Origin of the sequence: Parabacteroides sp. AM58-2XD, from assembly GCF_003463685.1 — a bacterium.
GTDB lineage: Bacteria > Bacteroidota > Bacteroidia > Bacteroidales > Tannerellaceae > Parabacteroides > Parabacteroides segnis.
Window position 1 is genome coordinate 1 of the sequence record NZ_QSDP01000002.1, and the last position, 24,335, is coordinate 24,335.

Below are 24,335 nucleotides of genomic sequence, written 5' to 3' on the forward strand. Positions count from 1 at the left end.
ATATAATTTTGTTTTCACAATGTGATATAGTCTTTAAATGAAATAGTTCTCCAAGAACTAATATCCGGAAAAACATTCTTTACCTTACCAATATCCACTCCAATAATAACTAGATAAGAACAAAAGGTAATTATTTCTATCTGATATTATCAATAAATCTATTCAGCATTCACCAAGAGACCATCTACTGTCTATCAAAAGTACGAAATCATCCGATAAATATGCTCTAACGGGTATGTAAAACAATTTCTGAGTCTTTCCGTACGAAATCGAACATGTCATAATGAACATAAAAAATAGATTTGCAGCAGATAAAAACGTATATTAATAAACAACAAACATTATGAACAGAATACAATTTCAACAAAGATTACTCGGATTACAAGATCACATGATGAATTTTGCTATCAAGCTAACAGCAAACAGAGATGACGCTCTGGATCTGTTGCAAGATACTACACTAAAAGTTTTGGACAATCAGGAAAAATTTGTAGACAATGTTAATTTTACAGGTTGGGTTATGACCGTAATGCGTAACCTTTTCATTAATAACTACCATAAAATTGTGCGTGTACAGACTGTGGTCGATCAAAATACTGATTTGTACAACCTGGATATTACCAATGACTCCATTTCGGGTTCTCCAGACAAAGTCTATCAAATTCAGGAAATCACAAAGGCTATTTCAGAATTGAATGATGAGATAAAAATTCCGTTTTCCTTATTTTTAAATGGCTACAAATATCATGAAATAGCAGAAAAACTGGATCTCCCTTTGGGGACAGTAAAAAGCCGTATTTTTTTCGCACGCAAAGAATTACAGCAAAAACTGGAAGATTTCCAATATACATAATAAGAACCCTGTTTTGTCATGGCGGACTCGATCCGCCATGACAAAACATTGAATCTGTGTAGGATGTGATCCCGGATTAACTCTGGGATCACAGGACTGTAAATTTTGACCACCTCTACCACTTTTATCATCACCTCTTACGTGCTGCCGCCTCTTTCGCTTTTTGTGCTTCGCGGCGGGCTTTCTCTTTTGCTTTCAGTTTTTCCTGATACTCTTTTTCCTTCTGCTTACGCTCTTTTTCCTTTTGTTTGAGCCTTTCCTTGTATTCGCGCTCTTTTTGTTTGCGAAGTTCTTCACGGGCTTTCAGCTTCGCTTTACGGTCGGCTTCAGCCTGTTTCAACTTGTTCTTACGATCCTGCTCAAGCTGCTTTTCACGGTCGGCTTTCGCTTTCAGAAGGGCTTTTTCTTCTTCTTCCCGCTTTTTCAGCAAGTCAGCACGTTCTTTGGCTTTCTGCTCCTGCAATTCTTTCTCGGCTTTTTGTTGTGCTTCGAATGCCTTGCGGTCGGCTTCCTTACGGGCTTCTTCGGCTGCGGCTTCACGTTTGCGGATTGCTTCTATCTCTTTTAATGTAAGCTCTTTCCGTTCTTCCGGTGCCTGCACGGCAGAGACAGTATCCTGAGGAGAAGCAACCGCAACAGTATCGGAAACAGCCGGCTGTACGGAAACCGTATCGACAGGAGCTTCAATTGCCGGAACATTGACAACAGTATCCGGGACAGATATCTCCGGAATGACAGTATCTTTCGGAGCAACCTGTTCTACTGGTTTTTCAGCTTCTTCTTTCTTTTCAGCCTCAGCTTCTTTTCTCCGTACCGACTTGATTTCTTTTGCCGGGGCTTCATCTTCCGGTTGAACAGTTTCGCTCGGTTGATCTTCGCCCGGAAGTTCTGCTTCAGTTTCAGCTTCTGCTTCGGCTTCTTTCACTTTTTCTTCTTCCACCAGCATACGATTATTCCAACGTGTTGCCAGTTCCGGGGCTTTATCGCCAAAGTTTTCTTCGAAGAAGTTGATATATTCTTCCAGTGTCTTACCTCGCATCAATGTCTCGTAATTGTCCTCAGAGATCGGAAGGATAGCTACATTTTTATCCAAAGCCTGGGCATAACCGTCTTTACCATAAATCATTTTATAGTATTGCAGGATTTCTTCTATACCTGTAAAGCCGCTGATGTTCAGCATTGACATCGGGCCGGCTTCTTCAAAGGCCAAATCAAACTCCTTCACCATAAAGTTGGCAAAGTTGTAAGCTGCCACAGCAAACAGCAACTGGTTTTTATCCACACTTCCGGTCGGATACATCAGGATCATACGGTAAGGAGTATTCGGCTCGGCAGTAAATGTACGTGCTGAGTCGGCTGCGGACAAAGAACCGTCTTCACCCAGACCAAAACGCAGGTTCCAAGTCATACCGGTCACGCTGCCCTGCATCAGGGTACGGCCGCGGAGGATACCTTTCAGCATCTCACCTGCCAGTTCCGTCACATCGGCTGTCGGATATTTCTCTACCAACGCTTTCAAGGCCGTTTTGAAACCTTCGGCATCACCAGCCTGTACATAAGTCAACGCATCCAGAAACATAAATTTCGGCATCAGGGTTGCCAACGGATATTTGACACTGACATCGCGGAAATTCCGACGCACGGTAACGGTATCACTTGCCAGATAACTATTATACGTCTGTTGATAGATCGAATCCTGTACGGAATCCATCATACGTATATTATATTCATAATTCGGGTCAGAGATGGCGATCGTATAATCCTCATTCGGGAAGGCATTGATCATCTTCGTCTTGTACTCGGCGGCCAAAGAGGTATTCCCCGTACGGAGCGCCATCAGATAGACCTGGTAATAACTCTCCAAGCGATGCGAATTATCCGGAAAACGACGTTCCAACTCTTCAAAAGCCTCGATCGACAAAGGCAGATCCTCTAATTTATCTTTATAGATCATCGCCATATTATACAATCCGTCCTCAATAATTATATTCGAGGCATCCACATCTTCCTGCGTGAAAGGTAACTGCTGCAAATAATATTCACGTGATTTCGGGTCATCGGCAGCAACCTCCGGCAAACCGGCCTCCAGAGAGTCGGCCGGCAAAGGCTGACCGTCCGGTCCGATGGCTCCGGCTGCTGTCTCCGCCATTTCACCCTCTTCCTGAGCATCTTCGTTGAAGGTCGACATTTCTTTTTTACGCCGACGCCAGTTATCCTCAAGTGTACGACGTCCCCACTTACGCTGGAACTGTGCCTTACCCTGCGATACGGTCGAAGGATTATAGAAGTAAAATGAAGTACCGCCCGATGCAGTCGGGAGAACGATACCGCCGGTTTCTGTCCCAGGACGGTTAATACCCGTTCCTTTGGCAGCCTGGTCAGCCAGATAAGCCTCTTTCTCAGCCAAAGCCTTGGCCTCTTCTTCTTCTTTCTTTACCTGTTCTATAATTTTGTCGATGACAGCCAAACGTTCCGTCTCCGGCATTTTTGCCAGAGTCTGCAAGCTATCCTGCAAATGGACGGCTTCCACATGTACGACCAGTTCGTCCAGAACTGCCGAAAGTTTCGACACACGCTTAAAGTCTTTGTATTCTTTCTGAATGCCGGACAATGCGCCACTGAAACAGGGCTGAGCCTTTACATAATCACGCATGGTAAAATAGATATCGCCCAGTTTGATCTGGCAGATAGCTTTCTCCAGTCCGTTCTGTGTGCTCTTTTCGATACCCAATTCATAATTCTTTATGGCATTTGCCGTATCCTCCCGGTTCAGGTAAACATTTCCGAGGGCATAATAAACCTGATCCAGGTAATCCTTATTCTTATCGCTCTTCGCCATACGCTGAAGCATCTTGACTACCTTTTGATAGTTAGCGCCTGAGAACACTTCCGTCTGACGGATACGGGCCGCAAATTCAAGTTCATAGGGAGGACTGGCTTTGGCTACTTCGTTGAACATTTTATAGGCGAGCCCGTCCTGATCCTGCGCGGCATAAATCTGTCCCAGCAGGTATTTCATACGGGTACGCTGAAGTTTGCTTTTCTCCGATTTGATTGCCGTCTTAAAATAAGGGATAGCTTCTTCATACTGTTTGCTCTTGACCAGATAATCGGCATAAACGGCGGCATACTGGTTCAGGTTCTTGCGGGGTATTCCATTGGTATTCAGTTTACCCAAAATATCTTCGGACTCATAGAACCAATCCATTTCCGAATAACAACGGGCCTGCCACAAACGGGCTTCGGCCACTACTTCCTCGTCATGGGAATAATGGCGGGCAATATAAGAAAAAGTGGCAGAGGCTTGCAGGAAATCAGCATTATAGAACTGTCCCTGCCCGATCAGCAGCCAACATTTTTTCAGGAAAGGATTATATTCTTCCTGTTCCTGCAAAGCACGTTGTTTGGGATCGTTACGCCAACCCGGTTTCTTTGCCGGCTTGGCTTTGATGGAATGAAGTTTTATAGCTTTATTGCCTTTCTCGATGGCGCGGTCGAAGGGGCCGCCGGTTTCCTTTTTATCTTTCGGCTGTGCACTGATCGGATACATGTGGATCATTTCGGAATAACTTTCTTTGTAGCCAGTCTCCATAGATTTCAGGGCTTCATCAAAAGAAGTCTTTCCGTTATAATAGATATTGTATCTCGATGTAAAGGAATGGTAGAACCGGCTTGCTTTGGTGTTTTTCTTCGTACTGCACGACCAAAGCAAGAGAACCACGAATATCGAAATTATATAGTAAAAACCTTTCTTCACGTATTATGTGCACTCTTTATCATATAATAAACTGAGAAGAACCTGTTTTATTGCCTCTTAGTAAAGAATAATACTCCTTTCAGGACCAAAAAGACCAGCACCAGCACCAGGATGATAAAAGCTCCCGACGGTACATTCAGGAAATAAGACAGAACCAGCCCCACCACACAACTCAGAAAGCCAAGGACAATACTCCCCCAGATGATCTTCTTAAAGTCGGAAGTGAACAGATTCACTGTAATTTGCGGCAAAGTCAGCAAACTCATCAGCAACATAATACCGACCAGCCGGATGGAAAGGACGATAGTCAGGGCAATAAAGAACATCATCATATATTCGATCCACTTTACATGGATATGCTGCGTCTTGGCAAAGTCGCTATCGAAAGCGACATAGACTATCTCCCGCAGATAGAGGGAAAAGACTGCGATCAATACCACCGCCAAAGCTGCTATCCAGATAATATCAGACAGGGAGATCGTCAGGATATTACCGAACAAATAGGCAGACAGATTGGGAGAATAGCCGGGAGTAAGAAATATGAAAATCACTCCGAGCGCCATTCCAAGTGCCCAAACACCGGCAATTGCCGAATCTTCACGCACATCCTGTGTCTTGCTCGCCCATTCCACCCCGAAAGCGGAAAGTACGGAAAAGACCATTGCCATCAAGATCGGGTTTGTACCCAGATAAAAGCCAAGCCCCAAACCACCGAAAGAGGCATGAGTTATACCGCCACTGATAAACACCAGTCGACGTGCGACAACGTATGTCCCGACAATACCACAGGTGATGGCTGTTAGCAAGCTGCCCAGCAAAGCATGTTGAAAAAAAGTATATTGTAATAGATCCATATTCATTCCTTATGATGGTTCGTCTTATTTGTGCAATCTTATCTTTATGCCGAACACTTGTAGACGTTCTCTACCGTTTAATGTATTCTTCTCTCGCCGACAATAAGGAATGCTTCATCCTTCAGTGCATCCGGTAGGTTCACGCCACGAAGTTGCAGGCTACGGAGCCATCCGGCCACCTCTTCCGATTGCAGGGTATAAAGTACCTCGCGGAACTCATCGACGGCATCCTCTTCATACTCATCTCCCTCCAGCCCCCGGAAACGATCCAGTTCCTCGTCATCATAATATTCAATCTTTTTGCTGACGGCAGCCAACAGACTGTCACGCTCACAAGTCTCATGCTGGCCGCAGCATTCTTCGGGAATTTCACGCGCTTCAGGTATCTCGCTGATCTCCCCACGTTCCAGCATCTGCTGTAATTTTTTATTCCTGAAATAACCGGCTATGGCAGCAATAACGCCAAGCACGATAATACCAATGATAATGTACCACATGTTAATTTTCAATTAAAGTAAATCCTGCTCTGCGCAAGTCTTCCCAATAGGCAGGATAACTCTTTGTCACCACTTCCGGATCAGCCACTTTAAGACCTTGCGACAATACCAGCGAAGCCGGGGCAAATGCCATTGCCATCCGATGGTCTTCATATGTGGCGATAATCGGATCAGCCTCCGGTTCACAACGTTCCCCATTCCATTCCAAAATACTGTCGTTGCTGTCGGTCAGTAGATAGCCGAGTTTACGAAGTTCCGTTTTCAAAGCTTCGATACGGTCGGTTTCTTTTATCTTCAGCGATTGCAATCCGGTGAAGCGGAAGGGGATATTTAGTAACACGCAGGTGACAACAAATGTTTGCGCCAAATCGGGTTCGTTGACAAAATTGTAGATCAACTTTTTTGTCACGTTACCGTTATATTTCAGCATGACGCCCTGGTCGGTAAAGGCCGTACCAACACCCAGTTGGGCAAACAGTTTTGCTCCGGCGGCATCTCCTTGCAGGCTGTTCTTAAAAAGACCCAACAATTCTATTTCGGCATTTTTCGACAAAGCATGATTGCATACCAGTAAGAAGCGGCACTCCAATCCGATTCCACGGTAAAACGGATCGGTTTATACTCCTGGGGAAGAATCTTGATGGTTTGGCCGTTCCAGGTAGCTTTCACCCCAAACTGTTCCATCAATTGTAACGTCAGATTGATATAGGGACGCGAAATGATATTTCCTTCCAGATGTAATGTCAAGCCATTTTCCATCAAAGGGGCGATCATCAATAAGGCTGAAATATATTGTGAACTGACACCTCCGGCCAGAGAAATCTCGCCTCCTTGCAACGCACTTCCAAAGATACGCAAAGGGGGATAGCCTTCCTTCTCGATATATTCGATACGAGCGCCCAACGAGTTCAATGCATCGACCAGCAGTTTGATCGGGCGATTTTTCATCCGCTCCGTTCCCGTAATCGTCCATTCACCGATAATCTTGGAAAGGAATGCCGTCAGGAAGCGCATCGCCGTCCCAGCAGCTTTTATATCGAAATCACAGCTGTTAGAATTTAATGCCTTAACCATCACTTCCGTATCATCGCAATCGGAAAGGTTCTGTATATCATACGGACTATAACTTAGTGCATTCAATATCAAAGCACGGTTACTAATGCTCTTGGAAGCAGGAAGTTGTACGGAAGCCCGAAGTCTTTCTTCCGGGGCCTTTATCAGATATTTCATTGCTTTTGTCTGTTCGTTTTAAACTGATGACAAAAGTACGGAAATTTCCGGATAGTTAGGTGGTATTTCTGCGAATAGGATTACTCACTTATTATACATTTAACTCCGATCAAAAAAAGAAAGTGTTACAAGCACTTCTTCCGTTCCAACGGACAAAGCAATTACTTTGCAACACTTTCTTCATACATTCAGAGAAAGATCACTCAATCTCCGGACGATCTTCACCGCCTCCTTCTTCAGGAGTTGTCTCGGGTGCGCCATTCAATTCCATCCAAAAGATGTTGTCGCTTACGAGCGTACGGTTCATCGACTTACTACCGCTCTTCTTCGTGGCTTCAGGGATGAAACGGACACGTACACCGGTGATCTGCGATGCATTCACCTTATCTGCCGAGTCAGCTCCATTGCCATTAGAGGTGCAGGTGTAGTAGAAAGTACCCAGACCATCGATCTTCACGCTGCGTCCCTGTGCCATATAATCGGCCAAAACGCCTGCCAGATCCATCAAGACAGCATAGACGTCAGCACGACTCACGGTAGAAATCTGCGACAGGCGATCGGCTACCTCTTTCGTCGTTACGGGTTTGCCCACGGTAACTGCCTGCGGATGCCACTTGCCACCCATTTTTTTAAGAACCTTTTTAAAGAATGCCATAATTGAACATTTTTAAAAGCCTCCCCCTACTCTCTGCACATACAACAAGCCTGAGGATCGGTATAGCGACCTATAAGAAGTCACCATGTCACCTATAAGAAGTCACGATGCCACCTAAGATTAGTGGCATTACCGCCCTACAGAGCTGTTCCAATACATCAAGTAACGGGATAAATCTGATTACCGGAGTTCCCACGCCATCTCCGACTTAGCGTGTCGTGTTTAAATTCTGTCATTTTGTATTTTGTATTTACTTTTTATTACAGGAGCTTCCATGACTGTTTTCCTAAGGTTATAAGGATCAATACTTACCTTTCCTTTTACCAATTCGGGAACATTATAAGAAGTCAGACAATAAATATAAAAATCTGGGTCCTCCTGAGGCAAAAGAAACGGTTTGGAAGCCTTCCCGGCATCATTGATTTGTGTAAACCAAGGGTACGTATAATATCCGTCATTCCGACGACTGCTAAATACCACCCATCCACCCACAGACGACCAGGAATGAAAACTATCCACATCCTCCGAGTTTATCTCGTCTAGCGTCCTATGTGTCTTATTTTTTAAATCATATAAAGCCAAATCAGATGATTTATGATAATTGGAAAACGAACCGTATTCCACCTCCGTATAAAGCAAAAAACGTCCGCAGGGAGAGACTCTCGGATGTAACATACTTTTATTAATCCGAGAAGCTGACACTAATGTATCCACCGTTTCCCCAAATTCCATTTTATCCGCATCAAAACGAATCGCACAAAGAGATAATTTTAAATCACTCTTATATTCAGGAACCTGAACTGCTTTACCCCCGCAATAAATCAAGGTTTCACCATCGGGCGTAAACACAGGATAGTTATTATGTAATGAATCTGCAAATAGTTCCGGAATTGTATAACTTTTCTTGTCTTTCAAATCATATACTATCACATCCGACCCCAAGTCAAAGACCTCTATGGGAGTCTTCCCTTCATAAAAAATTTGTCGCGTCTGACTAACAGAAAAAGCAATGTAGTTGCCCGACGGATGCCAAAAAGGATATCCGGCGGCCTGTGACATTTCTCCCGCCTGAGTATCCACTTTCTCTATTTCTCCATGTCGGATAAAATAAGTCCCCGGATTTTTCTGACGTGAATGAAACAGCATCTGATCCGGATCATTCTGACAAAAAGAATGGCAGTTTATACAGCCGGTTTCCGATTTCATATTATCGATTAAAACTTCATCATTAAAGTTTGTCAAATTCCGCTGGTTAATCGACATAGTATTAGTAGTTGTATACCCTGGTTCTATTTTTCGATAAACCAGTACCGGATCGATTGGAGCAATCGACACCTCCCAGTCAAACGGAGCGTATTGATATGTCTTTCCATCCCATTCGGCTTTCAATGTCACCGATATACGACCTCCTTTAGCCTTTTCAAGCCATTGTTTCCACTTCTTTTCCGGGAAAATAATCTTTTCTTCTCCTGTAAGTACCCAACTCTCGTCAGAAAACCGCAACACAGCCTCAACGCGCTCAGGGCGGCCAACCACTTTAAAGTTCAACGGGGCAATATTGTAGGGTATGACAATATCGGTATAATCGGGAAACAACCGGGGTTTCTGCGACAGTTCCTCAGTTATATCCTTGGATACGGATTGACACGAAATGCATACCCATACCAATAAACAGAAATAACAATACCTATTTATGAACATCGACAGATTCATAATAATAAAAGTAACTGGATTTATAATCATTATTCATTACCAAATAACCGGATATCGTATTTAGCGGACGTTTTCCCTGAGTACAATACTCTTTGAAACGCGCCAATACGCCTTCATCATAGTTTATCTTTAATTTCCGGTCTTCACTGATTTTATTCTCTCGCTCATAGATTAAAATTCCTTCCTGACACAGGATCGGGATTTCCGAGTTCGGAGAAAAATCCAATTTATAGCGGACCATCCTAGCCACCCAATCAACCTTTTTCTCCAGTAATGCCAAATTCCAAGCATATTCCAAAGCCAATGTTTCAAATGGTAATTGGATAGCTAGGTTTGTTATATTTTCTAATGGTCTGTTCATACCTATTTGGAAACCATATGAAGGAAGCATCTTCCGGAAACGAATGATCCAATCGACCTGTTCCAGATCTGGATCATGTTTCATCCGGTTCAACAAATCGACAGCCCAGCGATTATACATCACCGTTTTTTTCAATATACGCAGAAGTTTTATTGCCAAATCATTTTCCCGATAAATCAAATGGATCATCGCCAAGCGTTTAAGATGATAAGGGTTCACCCCCGTATCCAACATCGACATGGCTTCAGTCGAGAACACCTGACTAGCCCGAAAACAACCTAAGTTCCAATAGATATCGCTCAAACGAGTTTTCGAAACATACGATTGCTCACCCGCTGAAACCAATGACTTCGAATAAGGGAATCCATCCCGAAACAAGGCATTGCTCAATTGTCCGGTTTGTGCCAATGCCATATAATAATAATTCAAGGTTCTAGAGTTCAGTTTTTTGACATCACCTATACTACCCAGTAATTTATTCCATTCACTTTGTTGCATTAGGTAAAACAATTTTATCTCAAACTCCCTAATACGGTCGGTATTCACATAACAAGCATATATAACCAGCAGAAAATAACCGGAGGCAACAAAAAAATACCTCCGTGTGCAACGCAATAAAAAGATACAACCGACAAAAGAAATCATATAAATCAGATACCAAGGATACCAATCCAATTCCCATTCAGCAACAAACACTTCTTCCATCGGGAAACAATATTGGAGCAAAAAAGTCGTGAACAATGCTGAAAAGGCAAAAAGAGAACAAAGAGAGATCAGGTAAGAATAATTTCTCATTCCTTTCAAATACTCATAAACAAATATATACAAACAAGCTACAAACGCTGCTTCTTTACAAATATACCAAAGAATACAAGCAAGGCAATAACTGAACAAAACACGTATACGCTTATCGGATAGTCCGATATAAAGACGGCAACAGATAAAAGAAATCAATAAAGTTAGATCTTTCGACAAGGGATAATCGGAGAAACTATGTAGAGACCAAACAAATGTCGTCGAATATAAAAAAGATAAAAGAATGCGGTAACGAGATTCTGTAAAAGGTTTTAACAACATATTTATCAGAAGTCCCAAGAGAAAAGCCATACTTATCAAGACTCCGATTCCGAAATACCTAATCACATAAAATTGTACAAAAAAAGAGGCTAGATAATCTACAATTCCTTGTATCCGAAGAAGAAAAGAGGTGAAAAAATCAGTTGTTGCTAAAAAATAACCAACCTGTCCAGATAAAATAATCCGGTAAGATTGGGTATAAAAGAGATATGTTACCATACCTACGAATAGAAACAGGACAAATAATATGTCCGCAACCTTCCTGTTCATAATGAATTCACTTTAGAAGAAAGGAGGGTATGTTGTAACCCAACACACCTCTCCTTACATTCAACATGTTTATCTACAAGTTATAAAGAATACTCATTCAGGAAAATCCCTTGAATCTTCTTTCGTTTTAAAGCTATCCGGTGAATTAGCCGCCGGCTTATATACTGTATAATACGTAAATGAAGATCCGCTTTGGACATTCTGCACGATATCTTCCGATACAGTAGCCAACACCTCACGAACCTGTTGTTGACCGGTTGCATCGGTATAAGTTATCACACTCTTCACCGCACCGTCATTTGCTGCGCCCCAAGTTATCACCATATCGCCTTCTTCCGTCTTTGAAATGTTTTCAATATGACGGTTAGGTAAAGTGTTCCGATAATCTTCACCGCAAGCTCTACCAGTTGCTTCAAACGGAAGTGAGCGATTCCCGTATTTATCAAAGCTGACGATTTGGAACAAATATTCACGCTCCGGCAGATTTTCTATCATAAGAGAGAACTCACCGACTTGCCCACCGACATTGAAGTCGACAGAATCCGTATAAGCATTCCAGTAAATACGGAGCTTCTCAATACGTTGGGCATTGATGAACAATTCCATCTTAACACGACCGTTACCCGGACCGACGGATGCACTATCCACTTTCGCCGCATAAATAGTTTCGCCTTCTTCCAGGAAACCAATATGTAAAGCGTCCATATCATCACAAGACGTAGAAAATACCCCGACACAAAAAATCAGCAGGGGAATAACATATTTTACTATCATACTTCTATACATTTAATAATTACCTTACTTATCCTCACCAACCTGTCCATAGACCTCTATTTCAGACATATGGAAAAAGTCACCATTAGACCAAGTTTGCAAAGCATGCAAACGGAGATAACGAACCTTAGGTTTACTTGGATCACAAACGAACTCTTCACCAGCTCCGGCCCATTGCCTGTCTTCATCGGATATCTGTCCTAATGGTAATCCGGAAGGTTTAGTACTCTTACAATCCATCATCAAAGTCCAAACCGAAGGATCATTCAAATTTTCAGCATCTGAGGTTCCCCAAATTTCAAAATGTTCCAAGTTTCCATGTTTATAAATCCAATCACCCAAACGTTGCCATACTTTGATACGGCTGATCTTCCCGGTCACACCTAAGTCGAATGTAATCCATTGCGGCCAAACACCAGACCCATTAGCAGTGTGAAATCCGTTACCGTCACTTTTCGTCCCATCAAACAAGTTTGCGAGAACCCATCCCCAAGCTGAAGGCGTATCTCCTTCGATAGACATTCCTGTGATTTTCGTTCGATCAAATTGTTCTTCAAACAAAGGTGATATGGTCGTTTCCAAAGCTTCACTTACATTTCCCCAACGATCCTGTATATAAATCTTAAAATCTTTCGGATCGGTATCCATTCCACGAGTCGCGGCACTACCTTCTACTACTGTGCTATAATAAGCATCGATCCGATTGAACTCATTGTTATTGTCTTTTTGTTCCAGAACGACAGAAATCTCAGCTCTCCCAGGATTATCCCAGTAGGCATGTACCCCTCCAAAATCGGCAATCAACTTTAAAGTGCGTCCGATAGTGACCACCGGAGCCTCCAGTGGCTTCACGGTCACTTTCACCGGTGACGATTCATTCAAACTACGGTCTATGGCTACCAGTTCCACGGTGCGTTCATCTTCCGTACCGAATCCCTCGATTTTAAGAGTATCCACAAATAAGGAAGCCTTCACTTCACTCGGAACTCCTGATTTCAATTCATAATTCGCTTTTACACAAAGCAGATCTTCATCATCCGGCAAAGTGTATTTCAAAATGGCACCGCCTGGAATATTGGTAACTTCCACATTGCTAACAGGCTGCGGAGCGACAGAATCCGTTTTAACAAACGTACGTTCCTCTTCCGAACATGCGATCAGAAGTAAAACGGAAAGTATATATAATAAATTCTTTTTCATTATTCCATTTATTATGATTACTAATTTACCAATCAAAATTCTGAACCAAATTCGGATTAATCGAGATCTCTTTCTCATTGATCGGCCAGAAATAATCTCGTACAGAAAATTCAACAGGAGTTTGGGCAACTGAAGTCACCGTATAGAACAAATCTTGAGTATCTCCCAGAATGACATTCCATCCTTTCGGTTGTTCATTAAAATCTTGAATTTTCTTCCAACGTCTAAGATCCCAAAAATGTTGTCCTTCAAAGACCAATTCGATTTCACGTTCACGCTGTATAATATCTCGTAAACCTTCTTTGGTAGAAACTTTAGAAGGAGAAATAGAATATTTAGCCCAAGAAGTTTGAACACCTTCCAATCCTGCACGTTCACGAATCATATCTACATATTTATATACTTCACCGCTCGGGCCGCTATATTCGTTCAAAGCTTCAGCATACAACAAATATAGATCTGCCATACGCATAATCGGGAACGGATAATACTCTACACTATAATCGTTTGCCGTCATAGCATCTTTAAAGCTATGCATCTTCTTGGCTCCATACCCTGTAATAGAGAATGACTCAGAAGCTGAAGCTACTCCGGAATATTCTTTCGCACAAAATTCGCAATGTTTTACATTATCAGGAAACTTGTTATAACCGTTTCCAAAATAGATACCACGGTCAAAACCAAGGTCTGCATAGAAACGTGGTTCTCGGTTATAATGCAGATAAACCGTTTTCTCTCCTTCTTTTACATAGTACTTTTCAGCACCGGAAGAGGGTTCCGGACGAATTTCATAACGTTTACTGTACCAGTTGTTCTGTACCCAGTCTTTATCTTCACTGATAGGTACACCATGTGAAGAATAGAACTTTTCTGCAGTATTCAATGTAGGAGCCCATTCGGTACGAACTATTGTTCCCATTTCCGGACCAACACGTAGAATACGAGACTGGCAACGTTGAGCCAATGTGTACTGGGCATTATTCGTACTACCCCAGATCAGTTCGCAATTCCAACGGTCGCAAATAGCCTGACGTATAGTCGTTTGTAGTTTAAAGGTATCGTTTTGCGTAGTCAACAATGGATCTACATCCGTATAAAGCCGTTTGTTTTGTGCATGAGCCATCTCAATTGCATCCAAACAAGCGTCTGCGGCCCTTTTCCATTTTTCCGGATCATACGTTTGAGGAAATAGCTGAACCCCGCGATTATCGACCAAAGAAGCATAATCCGTATTTCCGTTGAACAACGGGCTTGCTGCGTAAGCCAATACCCTGGCTTTCATCGCCTTTGCTACCAAATTGTATACACGTCCAGCCTCAGTACCTTCCACCAGGTCGTCGTTAGAAGGAAGACCTGCTGCGGCTTCGTCCAATAGGTTTACAATATAATCGACCACATTGTCTACAGGTTCACGATAGACCTTCACCTCTTCCGGAGTTGCTGATACCGGCATATTGACATCCATAATAGGTATAGGGCCATACATACGGAACAGATAAAAATGATAATATGCTTTCAAGAATTTTACTTCCGCTATCCAACGATCACGTTCATACGACGGTAAATCCGTCACTTTATCAACATTTTCCAAAAAAATGTTACAATCACGAATTCCATCCCACAAAGCCGGAATGACCGGATCAGAACCCGCTTTTGCCCCGCTCCAGAAGTTCATATAAGGATTATTCACTTTCTGCATACCACGAGCAATATAACGCCCGGCAGTATTAATATAGGAATGGCACCAAACTTCGTCTGTAGCAGCAATTGCCGGATCCCACTGGAAATCACCATGTCTCGGACGATAGCTATAACAAGTATATAAATACTTTTCACATGCTGTACGATTACGGAATGCATAATCAATTGTCGCCATATTATCCGGAACAATATCCAAATAATTACAAGAGATACATTCCAGTAATACGATACAGAACAGTAAACTTTTTAATAATATATTTTTCATCATCTTATTTACATTTTAGAATGACAACTGAACTCCGGCATTAAATACTCTCTGAATAGGATATCCCAAACCATTTCCACCCATTTCCGGATCCCACAATTTAAATTTAGAGAAAGTCAGCAAGTTGGTTCCGCTTAAATAGAAACGCAAATCACTTATATGAGCCTTAGAAATAATATGCTTCGGAATACGATAACCAAATTCTAACGACTTCAACCGTAAAAACCCGCCATTCTGCATAAACCAAGTAGACTTCTGATTATTATTCTCAATAACAGTTGTAGACAGACGCGGCCACAACGCTTGTGTATTACGATCTGCTTCCGACCAATGGTTATCAGCATACGCTTGCAACAATGCTCTTTGGTTATTAATAAATGGAGACGTTTTTTCTACATCTATCCAAAAAGATTCCCTTGCTAATCCTTGGAAGAAACAAGAAAGGTCAAAATCTTTATATCCCGTAGAAAAACCAAAACCATACACAATTTCAGGACTGGTAGGATAACCTATGGCTGCTTGGTCCAATTCCGTGATTTTCCCGTCACCGTTCAAATCTTTATATTTAATATCTCCAGCCATATAATTGCCAAACTGAACCGGAGAGTTCCGGATATCTTCTTCATCAATGAATAAGCGTTCAGCAATATAACCATATCCTTGAGCCAACGAATGACCGATACGTGATTTCCAAGGCGTACTACTATAATCCGGTTCTTCGTATACTAAAAACTCACTGGTTGCATATGTGAAATTGGCACGTCCCGTAATCCATAAATCTTTATTAATTGAATGATTGTAATCAAGCGACATATCGAAACCACGGCTTTTGGCTTCTCCAACATTTGCCCTCAAACTACTTTGAAGTCCCATCGTCTCCGGTATAGCAGCACGATCCATCAAAATATTCCAACGCTTTTCTGTGAAATAATCTGCCTGGATTTCAATTTTGTCAAATAAGCCTAATTCAATACCATAATTGGCCTTACGTGCAATTTCCCAAGTGATGTCTTCATTCGGATAACGGCTAATGGAAATTCCGCTCAACCCACGGCCGCCTCTATTACCTAACGTACCGAAAGAGGAACCCAGATATGAATTATTCATATTTACATTAGACAGATAGAAGAAACGGTCTGATTCACTACCGATCGCATCATTACCAACCAAACCGTAAGTTGCTTTCAATTTCAATTTGGTTATGCTCTTTTTCAAAGCATCAGGGAAAAATGCTTCATTGGAAATATACCAACCTAAACCTCCGGAAGGGAAGAAACCAAAACGTTCTTTTTTTGCAAAACGCTCAGAACCGTTATAACCAAAGTTAAATTCAGCGAAATAACGCCCATCGAAAGCATAAGTATAACGTCCTGCCAAACTGATGTTGCGTGATGGCAATGACTTTTGCAGATCACTTTCATTTCCATTCTTCGATTCCCTCATCGTGAAAACCAACAAACCACCTACATTATGTTTATCTTGGAAAATACGATTCCAGTTCAATGCACTTTCAAAATAAAGGGCAGAATTAACCTTTTTATCTCCCGGCACATAATCCAAATATTCCGTTCCGCTCTGTTCATTCAATACGTTCAGTTTGTAGGTATCCGAGACCTTGTCATACATACCCGCCGAATAATAAAAAGGCTTATAAGCACGTTTTACTTCAAAGTATGAATAACGACTCGTATTAAACAATCCCCTCAAAGAAAGACCCTCGGTTATGAAATCCAGCTTTTGCTCCAATTCAAACTGGGCAAACATATTGGAAGTCGAATATTCCTTGTACCCCTTTACCATCTCCGCATACGGATTCATATATTGTGCCTTATCGGCATTACCAAACAAGACATGTTGGGTGTATTTATTCGCTTCATCCGGCAGATAATAGGGCGGAAACAATGCCGGATTGGCATTTATCACTTTATTATACAAGTTGTCTCCACCATCTAGCGGACCGCTATAATCATCGAAAGTACCTTGCAAACGGACCTTGGCTGTCGTGGTAGGCGTTACTTTGATATTTACATTGGAACGCAAAATATAGCGGTTCAGATTGACATTATTATTAAAGTTGCTTACGCCATCTACTTTCTGATTTCCTTTATCAGAGTTGTAAGTACCTGTAATATAATAACTGGCAACCTTGCCGCCACCACTTAAGTTGAAATTCAAACGACGGCTATGAGCCTGTTTTTTAAACATAATATCATACCAATCGTTGGCCGGGTAAACATACGGGTTGCCGCCGGCAATCGTGTTATCTATTTTCTGCTGCGAATACATAGTCGCCCCCAGCGGGTCACGTGTTTTGATGGCTTCATTATGCAACTTCATGTATGTTACCGCGTCTGACAAATCAACCAAGCTGGTAGGGGTCGTAATAGATTCTTCATAGCGGACATTCAGCCGGGCTTTCCCTTCAACACCTTCTTTGGTTGTAACCAAAATAACACCATTTGCACCACGCGAACCATACAGGGCCGTTGCTGCCGCATCTTTCATGATATTAAAACTAGCAATGTCATCCGGCTGTATTTTAGACAAATCAGAAGAAGATATTTCATTATTATCCAACAATACCAACGGGTCTTTTTTGTACCCGAACGTAGTTACACCGCGAACGAAAAATTCCGCATTGTCTTGCCCGGGTTCTCCACTTCTTTGATAGGCAATCAAGCCGGAGATACGACCGGCCAAAGATGTTGTCAAGTTACTGCTTGGCACTTTCAATTCTGCCGGTTTAACGGATGTAATAGAAGAAATAACCGATTCTTTTTTCTGTTTGGCAAAAGCAACGACAGTAACCTCTTCCAATTCATCAACCTTAGGTTTCAGTGTAACATCCAGTTTCTTTTTTCCTATGACAGGTATTGTTTGCGTTTCCATGCCTAAATAAGTAAAGACCAATTTGTCTGATTCTTTTACTTCTATGGAATAGGTCCCGTCAACATCGGTTGTTACCCCCCTCGGCGTCCCTGCAACCTGAATAGCAACTCCAGGCAAAGGTTCTCCTAAATCATCTGTCACTACTCCACTGATTTTTTTCTGTTGTTGCATTGGAGCAGGAATAAGAGCCATTCCTGCTTTTTTGACTTTATTATCTGTAATAGTAGATTTTTCATCAGCTCCAGTGGCAAAAGCCGATTCTGCCAAAACAAATAAAAATGTCGTAAAAACGAATATAGGAAGGGATCTTTTAGCTACCATCCCTATTTCAATTCTTTTTTTATTCATAATAATTACTTAGTTTAAGAGTTTTAACCAGTCTTACATTTGGTTTAATCTTACGTGAACCGAATAATTGTGTAAACATTATCCGTTTTTAGCATACTGTCCTTTTCTTTATATCATAGGCATTAATATTTAAGTTTATAATTCTTTTATATTCATCAATACTAACACCATATCTCTTCCACCTTCAATTCGTATTGAGATTAGAGATAAGGTCAAACAAAAGTTAATACAAAATCAAACGACTATTCATAAGTCTAAATCATAAAAATCATCACCTTTGCAATCTATTATTGCATACTTATAAAAAAGTCTCTGAACCATAGTCTTTGTAGAACTATGGTCCAGAGACTTAAATTATGACTGGAACAATCAGTAAATTACATTAAAAGCCCCCGGGAAAGGCTTAATATTTCACATCAACCGTTGTATTAAAGATTAAAACTTCATCTTTTGTCCTTGTTTTAATAATACAATATCGGATTTTGCAAAAAAAAGAACGGATTTTTTAAATGATTTTATTGAATATTTTTTCTATTTTTGCAAAATATACGTAGTTCTACAAAAACTATGGTCAATACAGGACTAATTTTAAAAGCTTACACACATTCCTCAGCATATTAAACTATCGAATAAACATGACCTCTAAGTATTCTTGCCATTCCTATCATACATTCGACACAATATGATTATGGAAAATGGATTTATTATGTTAACATTCTCTTTTACAAAAAAAATCAATTACCATAAACATGACAAATAACATTAGATGCCATGCCCGAAGCAAATTGTAATTTGATTTTCTGAGTAGCTATACCTTCCACTAGAATACCTGCGACATAAGTTGTTATCGGTATTTCTGTATTAGTACCAGTTAAAGCTAATGTCTGATAGAGTTTCCAAGTATTTCCCCCTTCGGAAAGCCAAATGGATACATTCCCTTTTTCAGTCGGTTCTTCTGAAACCAACTGTACTCCCTTTAGATTTCTTTTTCCGCCCAAATCTATCACAATATCTTTAGAAGTTGCTACTACCTGTGAACAGATTCGTTTTCCATATGTTTTTTCATCACCAAATAAACCTCCGGACTGTGGCTGACGTAGAATATCATCCGACGTTAAATTCCTGGATGCAGTCAATTCTATGATTAAAGGTGCTTTCTCTGTTAAAGCCAATTTACAATCCAACTCATAATGGTCTCCTCCATCCTTAAACTCCACAGTTTGTCCGGTAAGAACTTTACATTGTTCGATAGAGATAACCGGCAGTTTAGGTAATGAAATAATACCGATTTGCGATTGAAATACATGTACATATATTTTGTTATTCCGAAAAGTTGTACCACCCCAACTTTCCGGGAGCCACGGACCACCGTGCGTTTTATAGATACTTTCCCCGTATGCCTCAAGAAATTCTCCGGCATCAATCAGTGAGTTTTTTTGTTTCTCATCCCATTCCCCATTCCATTTCATTCCCCAACTCAACAACACATTGCCATTTCCAATTGCTGTAGATTGTATGTTACGAAAAACCTCCAACGGACCTTTTACACGGGTCGGAGAATATGCCCAAGTATCACACAGACACATGCAAGTCTCCCACATACGACGATCTTGAAACATACCTATACGTTGTTCGGGAGAATCATAATCTCCCGGCAAACTGGCTCGGTTGTTAATTATGATTCCGGGTTGTAGTTCTCGTATCATCCGTGTTAATTGTTCCGCATCCCACATGTCAGCCGTAAACATACCGTTCCAATAAGAAGCATCGAAGTTGAACATGTCGATTTTCCCATAATTGGTACAAAGTTCCCGTACAGTATTGAACATATATTCGATATATTTACGATGCTTCTTTCCTGGCTTAACAATTTTACCCTCTTTCGCTCTGAAATAAGGAGCAGAAGATATACGTTCTATTGTGGTTGTATCTATCGGTTCATAATCTGGATGATACCAATCCCTTTGCGAAAAATAAAAACCGACTTTCACATTTGCCATACGACACGCATCGACTACCTCTTTCACAAAATCTTTCCCGTAAGGAGTATTTGTAACCTTAAAATCTGAATACTGAGTATCGTAAAAATGAAAACCATCATGATGTTTAGCCACGACAACCACATATTTCATACCAGACTTGCGAATAATATCAGCTAATTCCTCTTTTGAAAATTTCTCCAGTTTCAGCCGATCAGGCCAGGAAGTCCATTCGCTACGCGGATAAGCACCTTCACTCTTGTCGGGAGCCACACCGTCAGCCATTCCCCAACTCAAATCCCGATTTTTATAAGCACCTAAACCAAAGTGAATATACATTCCGTAACGGGCCTCTTTATACCACTTCATATCAGCCTCGGATGCGAAGTTGCTGTTGTTCCATTCCGCATCCGGCATGATATGAACTAAATAAGGACTAGCTTTATATATTTGTTCCAATGGACTCCCCTTGAAATCACTCTCTTTCACAGTCCATTGGGCATTTAATGTTCCTGCCAATACAGACAGGAACATTAAACAATAGAATCGTTTCATACACTTGTTCCTTAAAATTTATATTCTTATTCAAAATTGATTGGAGTCATTGAAATAGATGCCAAATCAGCCTGTCCGCCTTCAGGCATGCAAACAGTCACCGTATGTATACCAGGCTTATCGAAACGAATCCAACCAATCGGTCTTTTCTGAAAAGCAGACGATACACTTTGTTGGTTTTGTGCAATATGCCCTTCATCTGTTTCTACCTTCCATACCGGACGTTCTTTACCTCTTACTTTCAGATCTACTTGATATACGCCAGGAGTTTTAACTTCAATATTCCAGGCAACATTACCTTTACGGTTGAGGTCGCTTATGCAATATACATGTTTCCATTCGCCAAATTTTTCCATCCAACTAGATTTATAAACATGACAATTAGCAGCTTTTGCAAACTTAACCGATAAGTCGTTTATTCCTGTTTCAGGATCCAAAGCCAAAGTATTATTTACTATAATCTCACTATCCTTCATTTCCAATTCGATGACAGTTATCATCCTGTCCGGCTTTTGGAAAGGTACTTGAAATACTGTCCAGTTATCTTCCTTTTCAAATTTAATTCGTTGTTTTTTCTTTTCACCAAGAATTCCGGCTGAGACTATTTCCGTTTGTAATCCGGGTAAATAAAGTTTACCAGACGTTGGCCATTCATATACGTTCAAATATAGTTTGTTACCTTGCTTCACGACGTCTCCCCACGGAAGTGCATGTTTCCACGGAGAAGGTTCCGCTCCATAAATAACTTGAGGGTAACGGGCAATCCATTTCCCGGAAGCACGCAAAGTCTGTGAAACGAATTCCGGAACATTTCCCATTCCATCAGGACCTATATTCAACATATAAGTACCTCCACGGGCAATAGTAGAGATCAGATATTGCAAAATTTGTTTCGGAGATTTCCAGTTTTGATCATACCAAGCATACCCCCATGCGTCATTTGTCACGTCAACACTCTCCCATAAGCCATCGATATTTTCTAATGGGACTTCCATATCTCCTAATGTTTGGTAGTCTCCTAAATTATAACCAATACGCCCGGAGACAAGCGCCCGAGGCTGATTCCGATGTACAACTTCAACTAATTTCTCTGCATATTTTTGGGGTATATCTCCCGGTGTATCGAACCAAATTAGCTCCATATCACCATAATTTTTAGTGATTTCTTCCACTTGCGGTAAACATTTCTCATGGAAATAATCATCAAACGTCCGGGGATTCCCATCTTTATCCACTCGGGGAGCACCGGAAGCTCCGGGATGAGTCCAATCTTGATTATGCGAATAATAGAATCCAAAGCCCAGTCCCAACTTTTTACAAGCATCAGCCAGTTCTTTCATCGGATCGCGGGCAAAGGGGGTTGCATCCACTATATTAAATTTGTCACATAAGGAATGATACATGGCAAAACCATCATGATGCTTACTTGTAATAATGATGTATTTCATTCCTGCATCTTTAGCCAACTGTACAATTTTCATCGCATCGAAATCTTTGGGATTGAACGAACGACTGACAGCTTTATATTCATCCCGATTTGCATTGGCCATGTTAACATCAATCATCCATTCTCCAATGCCGTAATATGTTTTACCATTCCATACATTTCCCAAATGGGAGAATAAGCCCCAATGAATGAACATGGCGTAGTTTCCCCATTCAAACAAATGACCGCGTTTCTCTTTCAGTTCCTTGTTCTTTGCTTGCTGATCCCCCCACATTTGATCCATTCGCTGTTGAGCCAAAATGGTCGTGACTGTTACTATCAGCATGAAACCTCCCAATATAATTTCCCTTAAAATTTTATTCATCTAACGTCATTTACAAATTTATTATTCCTTCTTAAACCTACCTCAATATTGAATCACATTAAACTCTTTAATAGACGGAGGAGCCAGAGCCTTTGTTATTTCCAACCGGATTTTAGAAGCACGATACGACTGTGGGAAACGAATTACTTTACAATCTCCCATAGACTCGTTATCCAAATATATGGTTCTCCATTCATTTTGGTGGAAAATAGCGATATTATATTCTTGTATACGATTGGAACGGTAACAAGAAAAACCATCCTGTGAATAATCCTCATCTTGGTATTCAAAGATAGAGATTTTATTAAACGGCTTACTTTCATCCAATTCAATTGTCAAAGTCGCCAATGTGTCTGCTGAGGCCCAACGTGTTTGCATTCCTCCGTCGACCGCCATCCGGGCACCATATTTCTCCACATCTTTTCCGTAAACGGATGTGGCCCGGGCAGGTGCATGCATGGAAATGAATGTCCCGTTGGTCGGAAGAGGTTTGTTGGGTTTCAATCCGAGCCTGCGTCCCAAATCAATGATCGTATTGGCTTCATGTTCCCTAATCCGACCGGTTTGATCGGGAGGAATATTCATTACCAATGTATTTTGGTTGTCTGTACACCAATAAAACAACTCTTCCAATTCATCTAAGCTACGTGTCGGAATGGGGTCTTTTTTCCCGAACCATGACCAGTTTTTACTAATGCAAATCGTATGTTCAAAAGGAACATAATAAGATTTACCGTCATGCAGGTATTGCTTCTTATCCCCTTTATGTGCAATCTTCGGATCCCACAAACGGAAATCACTCGGGAAATATTGGAAAAAGTATTTATTATCCGTGATCATAGAGTCAGGTAAAGCCGATTTACGCTCGTTCTCTTTATAGACAATCGTATGATTCACACCAATGGCACAATGGGGTTGCAACTTTTTTACCAAGTCATAAACACGTGGCATGTTCCAATCTTCCGGTTTCCTGTCCCATCCCCCATCAAACCAAAGTTCACAGATCGGGCCATAATTAGTGAACAACTCTGTCAACTGGTTACACATGTAATCCACATATTTTTCAGGATCTTCATCTTTATAAGAAGGAGCATTCCTGTCCCATAAGGAATAATAGACCGCAAACTTCAAACCATATTTTTTACATGCTTTAGATACCTCAGCAACCACATCTGTCTTTACAGGTGAAGAAGCGACATCATACTCCGTATATTTACTGTCCCAAAGACAAAAGCCTTCATGATGCTTAGTCGTGAGCAGTACATAACGGAATCCGGCGTCATGAGCAACCCGTACCCATTGGTCACAGTCCAGTTTTGTCGGATTGTATTTTTCAACAGGAATAGAGCCATCGGACCATTCCGTCTCACCAAAAGTGTTTATTCCGAAATGGATAAACATTCCATAGCCTCGCTCTACCATCTTCTGTTGAGTAGGATTAGGACGCTCAGACGGAACGATTTTCTGTCCGAAAGTTCCTGATGATCCAATCAATATCAATAAAAATATCAAATAATATAATCGTTTCATATCTCAGTTTTTAGTT

14 protein-coding genes and 1 pseudogene are annotated in these 24,335 nt (G+C 41.2%); 1 reads left to right on the forward strand and 14 read right to left on the reverse strand.

The annotated features are described in order from the left end of the window. Nucleotides 1–343: 343 nt before the first annotated feature. Nucleotides 344–853: an RNA polymerase sigma factor gene (locus DXA15_RS00725; RefSeq protein WP_128132796.1), complete on the forward strand. Its 510-nt coding sequence runs from the start codon at nt 344–346 to the stop codon at nt 851–853. A 130-nt stretch (nt 854–983) separates the two neighbouring features. Here DXA15_RS00725 and DXA15_RS00730 read toward each other — a convergent pair whose 3' ends face one another. From DXA15_RS00730 to DXA15_RS00795, 14 genes and pseudogenes are all read right to left on the reverse strand, one after another. Beyond that, complete coding sequence (locus DXA15_RS00730; RefSeq protein WP_128132797.1) at nt 984–4,610, reverse strand: cell envelope integrity protein TolA; 3,627 nt, start codon at nt 4,608–4,610, stop codon at nt 984–986. A 47-nt stretch (nt 4,611–4,657) separates the two neighbouring features. Beyond that, nucleotides 4,658–5,464: a metal ABC transporter permease gene (locus DXA15_RS00735; protein ID WP_128132798.1), complete on the reverse strand. Its 807-nt coding sequence runs from the start codon at nt 5,462–5,464 to the stop codon at nt 4,658–4,660. A 77-nt stretch (nt 5,465–5,541) separates the two neighbouring features. After that, complete coding sequence (locus DXA15_RS00740) at nt 5,542–5,961, reverse strand: hypothetical protein (RefSeq protein WP_009860091.1); 420 nt, start codon at nt 5,959–5,961, stop codon at nt 5,542–5,544. A 1-nt stretch (nt 5,962) separates the two neighbouring features. Next, a pseudogene (locus DXA15_RS00745) lies at nt 5,963–7,191 on the reverse strand (3-phosphoshikimate 1-carboxyvinyltransferase). A gap of 199 nt (nt 7,192–7,390) precedes the next feature. Next, a complete protein-coding gene (locus tag DXA15_RS00750; protein ID WP_128132799.1) occupies nt 7,391–7,846 on the reverse strand; it encodes an HU family DNA-binding protein in 456 nt (151 codons plus the stop codon). A 222-nt stretch (nt 7,847–8,068) separates the two neighbouring features. Further along, entirely contained in the window at nt 8,069–9,547 is a 1,479-nt protein-coding gene (locus tag DXA15_RS00755; protein ID WP_233566618.1) for a hypothetical protein, read from the reverse strand. Next, nucleotides 9,534–11,267, reverse strand: a complete 1,734-nt coding sequence (locus DXA15_RS00760; protein WP_369683034.1) for a DUF6057 family protein — start codon at nt 11,265–11,267, stop codon at nt 9,534–9,536. The genes DXA15_RS00755 and DXA15_RS00760 overlap by 14 nt, the downstream gene beginning before the upstream one ends. Before the next feature lie 93 nt (nt 11,268–11,360). Next, nucleotides 11,361–12,041, reverse strand: coding sequence for a DUF4998 domain-containing protein (locus tag DXA15_RS00765; protein WP_128132802.1), 681 nt, complete (start codon nt 12,039–12,041; stop codon nt 11,361–11,363). 24 nt (nt 12,042–12,065) lie between these two features. Further along, nucleotides 12,066–13,241, reverse strand: a complete 1,176-nt coding sequence (locus tag DXA15_RS00770) for a DUF5000 domain-containing lipoprotein (protein WP_128132803.1) — start codon at nt 13,239–13,241, stop codon at nt 12,066–12,068. Between the two features lie 25 nt (nt 13,242–13,266). Next, nucleotides 13,267–15,210: a RagB/SusD family nutrient uptake outer membrane protein gene (locus DXA15_RS00775; protein ID WP_128132804.1), complete on the reverse strand. Its 1,944-nt coding sequence runs from the start codon at nt 15,208–15,210 to the stop codon at nt 13,267–13,269. Nucleotides 15,211–15,222: 12 nt separating this feature from the next. Further along, nucleotides 15,223–18,444, reverse strand: coding sequence for a TonB-dependent receptor (locus DXA15_RS00780; RefSeq protein ID WP_128132805.1), 3,222 nt, complete (start codon nt 18,442–18,444; stop codon nt 15,223–15,225). A gap of 734 nt (nt 18,445–19,178) precedes the next feature. Further along, nucleotides 19,179–20,978: an alpha-L-fucosidase gene (locus DXA15_RS00785; RefSeq protein ID WP_128132806.1), complete on the reverse strand. Its 1,800-nt coding sequence runs from the start codon at nt 20,976–20,978 to the stop codon at nt 19,179–19,181. 26 nt (nt 20,979–21,004) lie between these two features. Further along, nucleotides 21,005–22,789, reverse strand: a complete 1,785-nt coding sequence (locus tag DXA15_RS00790; RefSeq protein WP_186958673.1) for an alpha-L-fucosidase — start codon at nt 22,787–22,789, stop codon at nt 21,005–21,007. A gap of 42 nt (nt 22,790–22,831) precedes the next feature. Continuing rightward, nucleotides 22,832–24,319, reverse strand: a complete 1,488-nt coding sequence (locus DXA15_RS00795) for an alpha-L-fucosidase (protein WP_128132807.1) — start codon at nt 24,317–24,319, stop codon at nt 22,832–22,834. Between the last annotated feature and the right edge of the window lie 16 nt (nt 24,320–24,335).

Bases quoted from the DNA above. Each gene is read 5' to 3' on its own strand.
- DXA15_RS00725 (WP_128132796.1), top strand. From the start codon at position 344: ATGAACAGAATACAATTTCAACAAAGATTACTCGGATTACAAGATCAC.
- DXA15_RS00735 (WP_128132798.1), bottom strand. From the start codon at position 5,464: ATGGATCTATTACAATATACTTTTTTTCAACATGCTTTGCTGGGCAGC.
- DXA15_RS00740 (WP_009860091.1), bottom strand. From the start codon at position 5,961: ATGTGGTACATTATCATTGGTATTATCGTGCTTGGCGTTATTGCTGCC.
- DXA15_RS00750 (WP_128132799.1), bottom strand. From the start codon at position 7,846: ATGGCATTCTTTAAAAAGGTTCTTAAAAAAATGGGTGGCAAGTGGCAT.
- DXA15_RS00755 (WP_233566618.1), bottom strand. From the start codon at position 9,547: ATGTTCATAAATAGGTATTGTTATTTCTGTTTATTGGTATGGGTATGC.
- DXA15_RS00760 (WP_369683034.1), bottom strand. From the start codon at position 11,267: ATGAACAGGAAGGTTGCGGACATATTATTTGTCCTGTTTCTATTCGTA.
- DXA15_RS00765 (WP_128132802.1), bottom strand. From the start codon at position 12,041: ATGATAGTAAAATATGTTATTCCCCTGCTGATTTTTTGTGTCGGGGTA.
- DXA15_RS00770 (WP_128132803.1), bottom strand. From the start codon at position 13,241: ATGAAAAAGAATTTATTATATATACTTTCCGTTTTACTTCTGATCGCA.
- DXA15_RS00775 (WP_128132804.1), bottom strand. From the start codon at position 15,210: ATGATGAAAAATATATTATTAAAAAGTTTACTGTTCTGTATCGTATTA.
- DXA15_RS00780 (WP_128132805.1), bottom strand. From the start codon at position 18,444: ATGAATAAAAAAAGAATTGAAATAGGGATGGTAGCTAAAAGATCCCTT.
- DXA15_RS00785 (WP_128132806.1), bottom strand. From the start codon at position 20,978: ATGAAACGATTCTATTGTTTAATGTTCCTGTCTGTATTGGCAGGAACA.
- DXA15_RS00790 (WP_186958673.1), bottom strand. From the start codon at position 22,789: ATGAATAAAATTTTAAGGGAAATTATATTGGGAGGTTTCATGCTGATA.
- DXA15_RS00795 (WP_128132807.1), bottom strand. From the start codon at position 24,319: ATGAAACGATTATATTATTTGATATTTTTATTGATATTGATTGGATCA.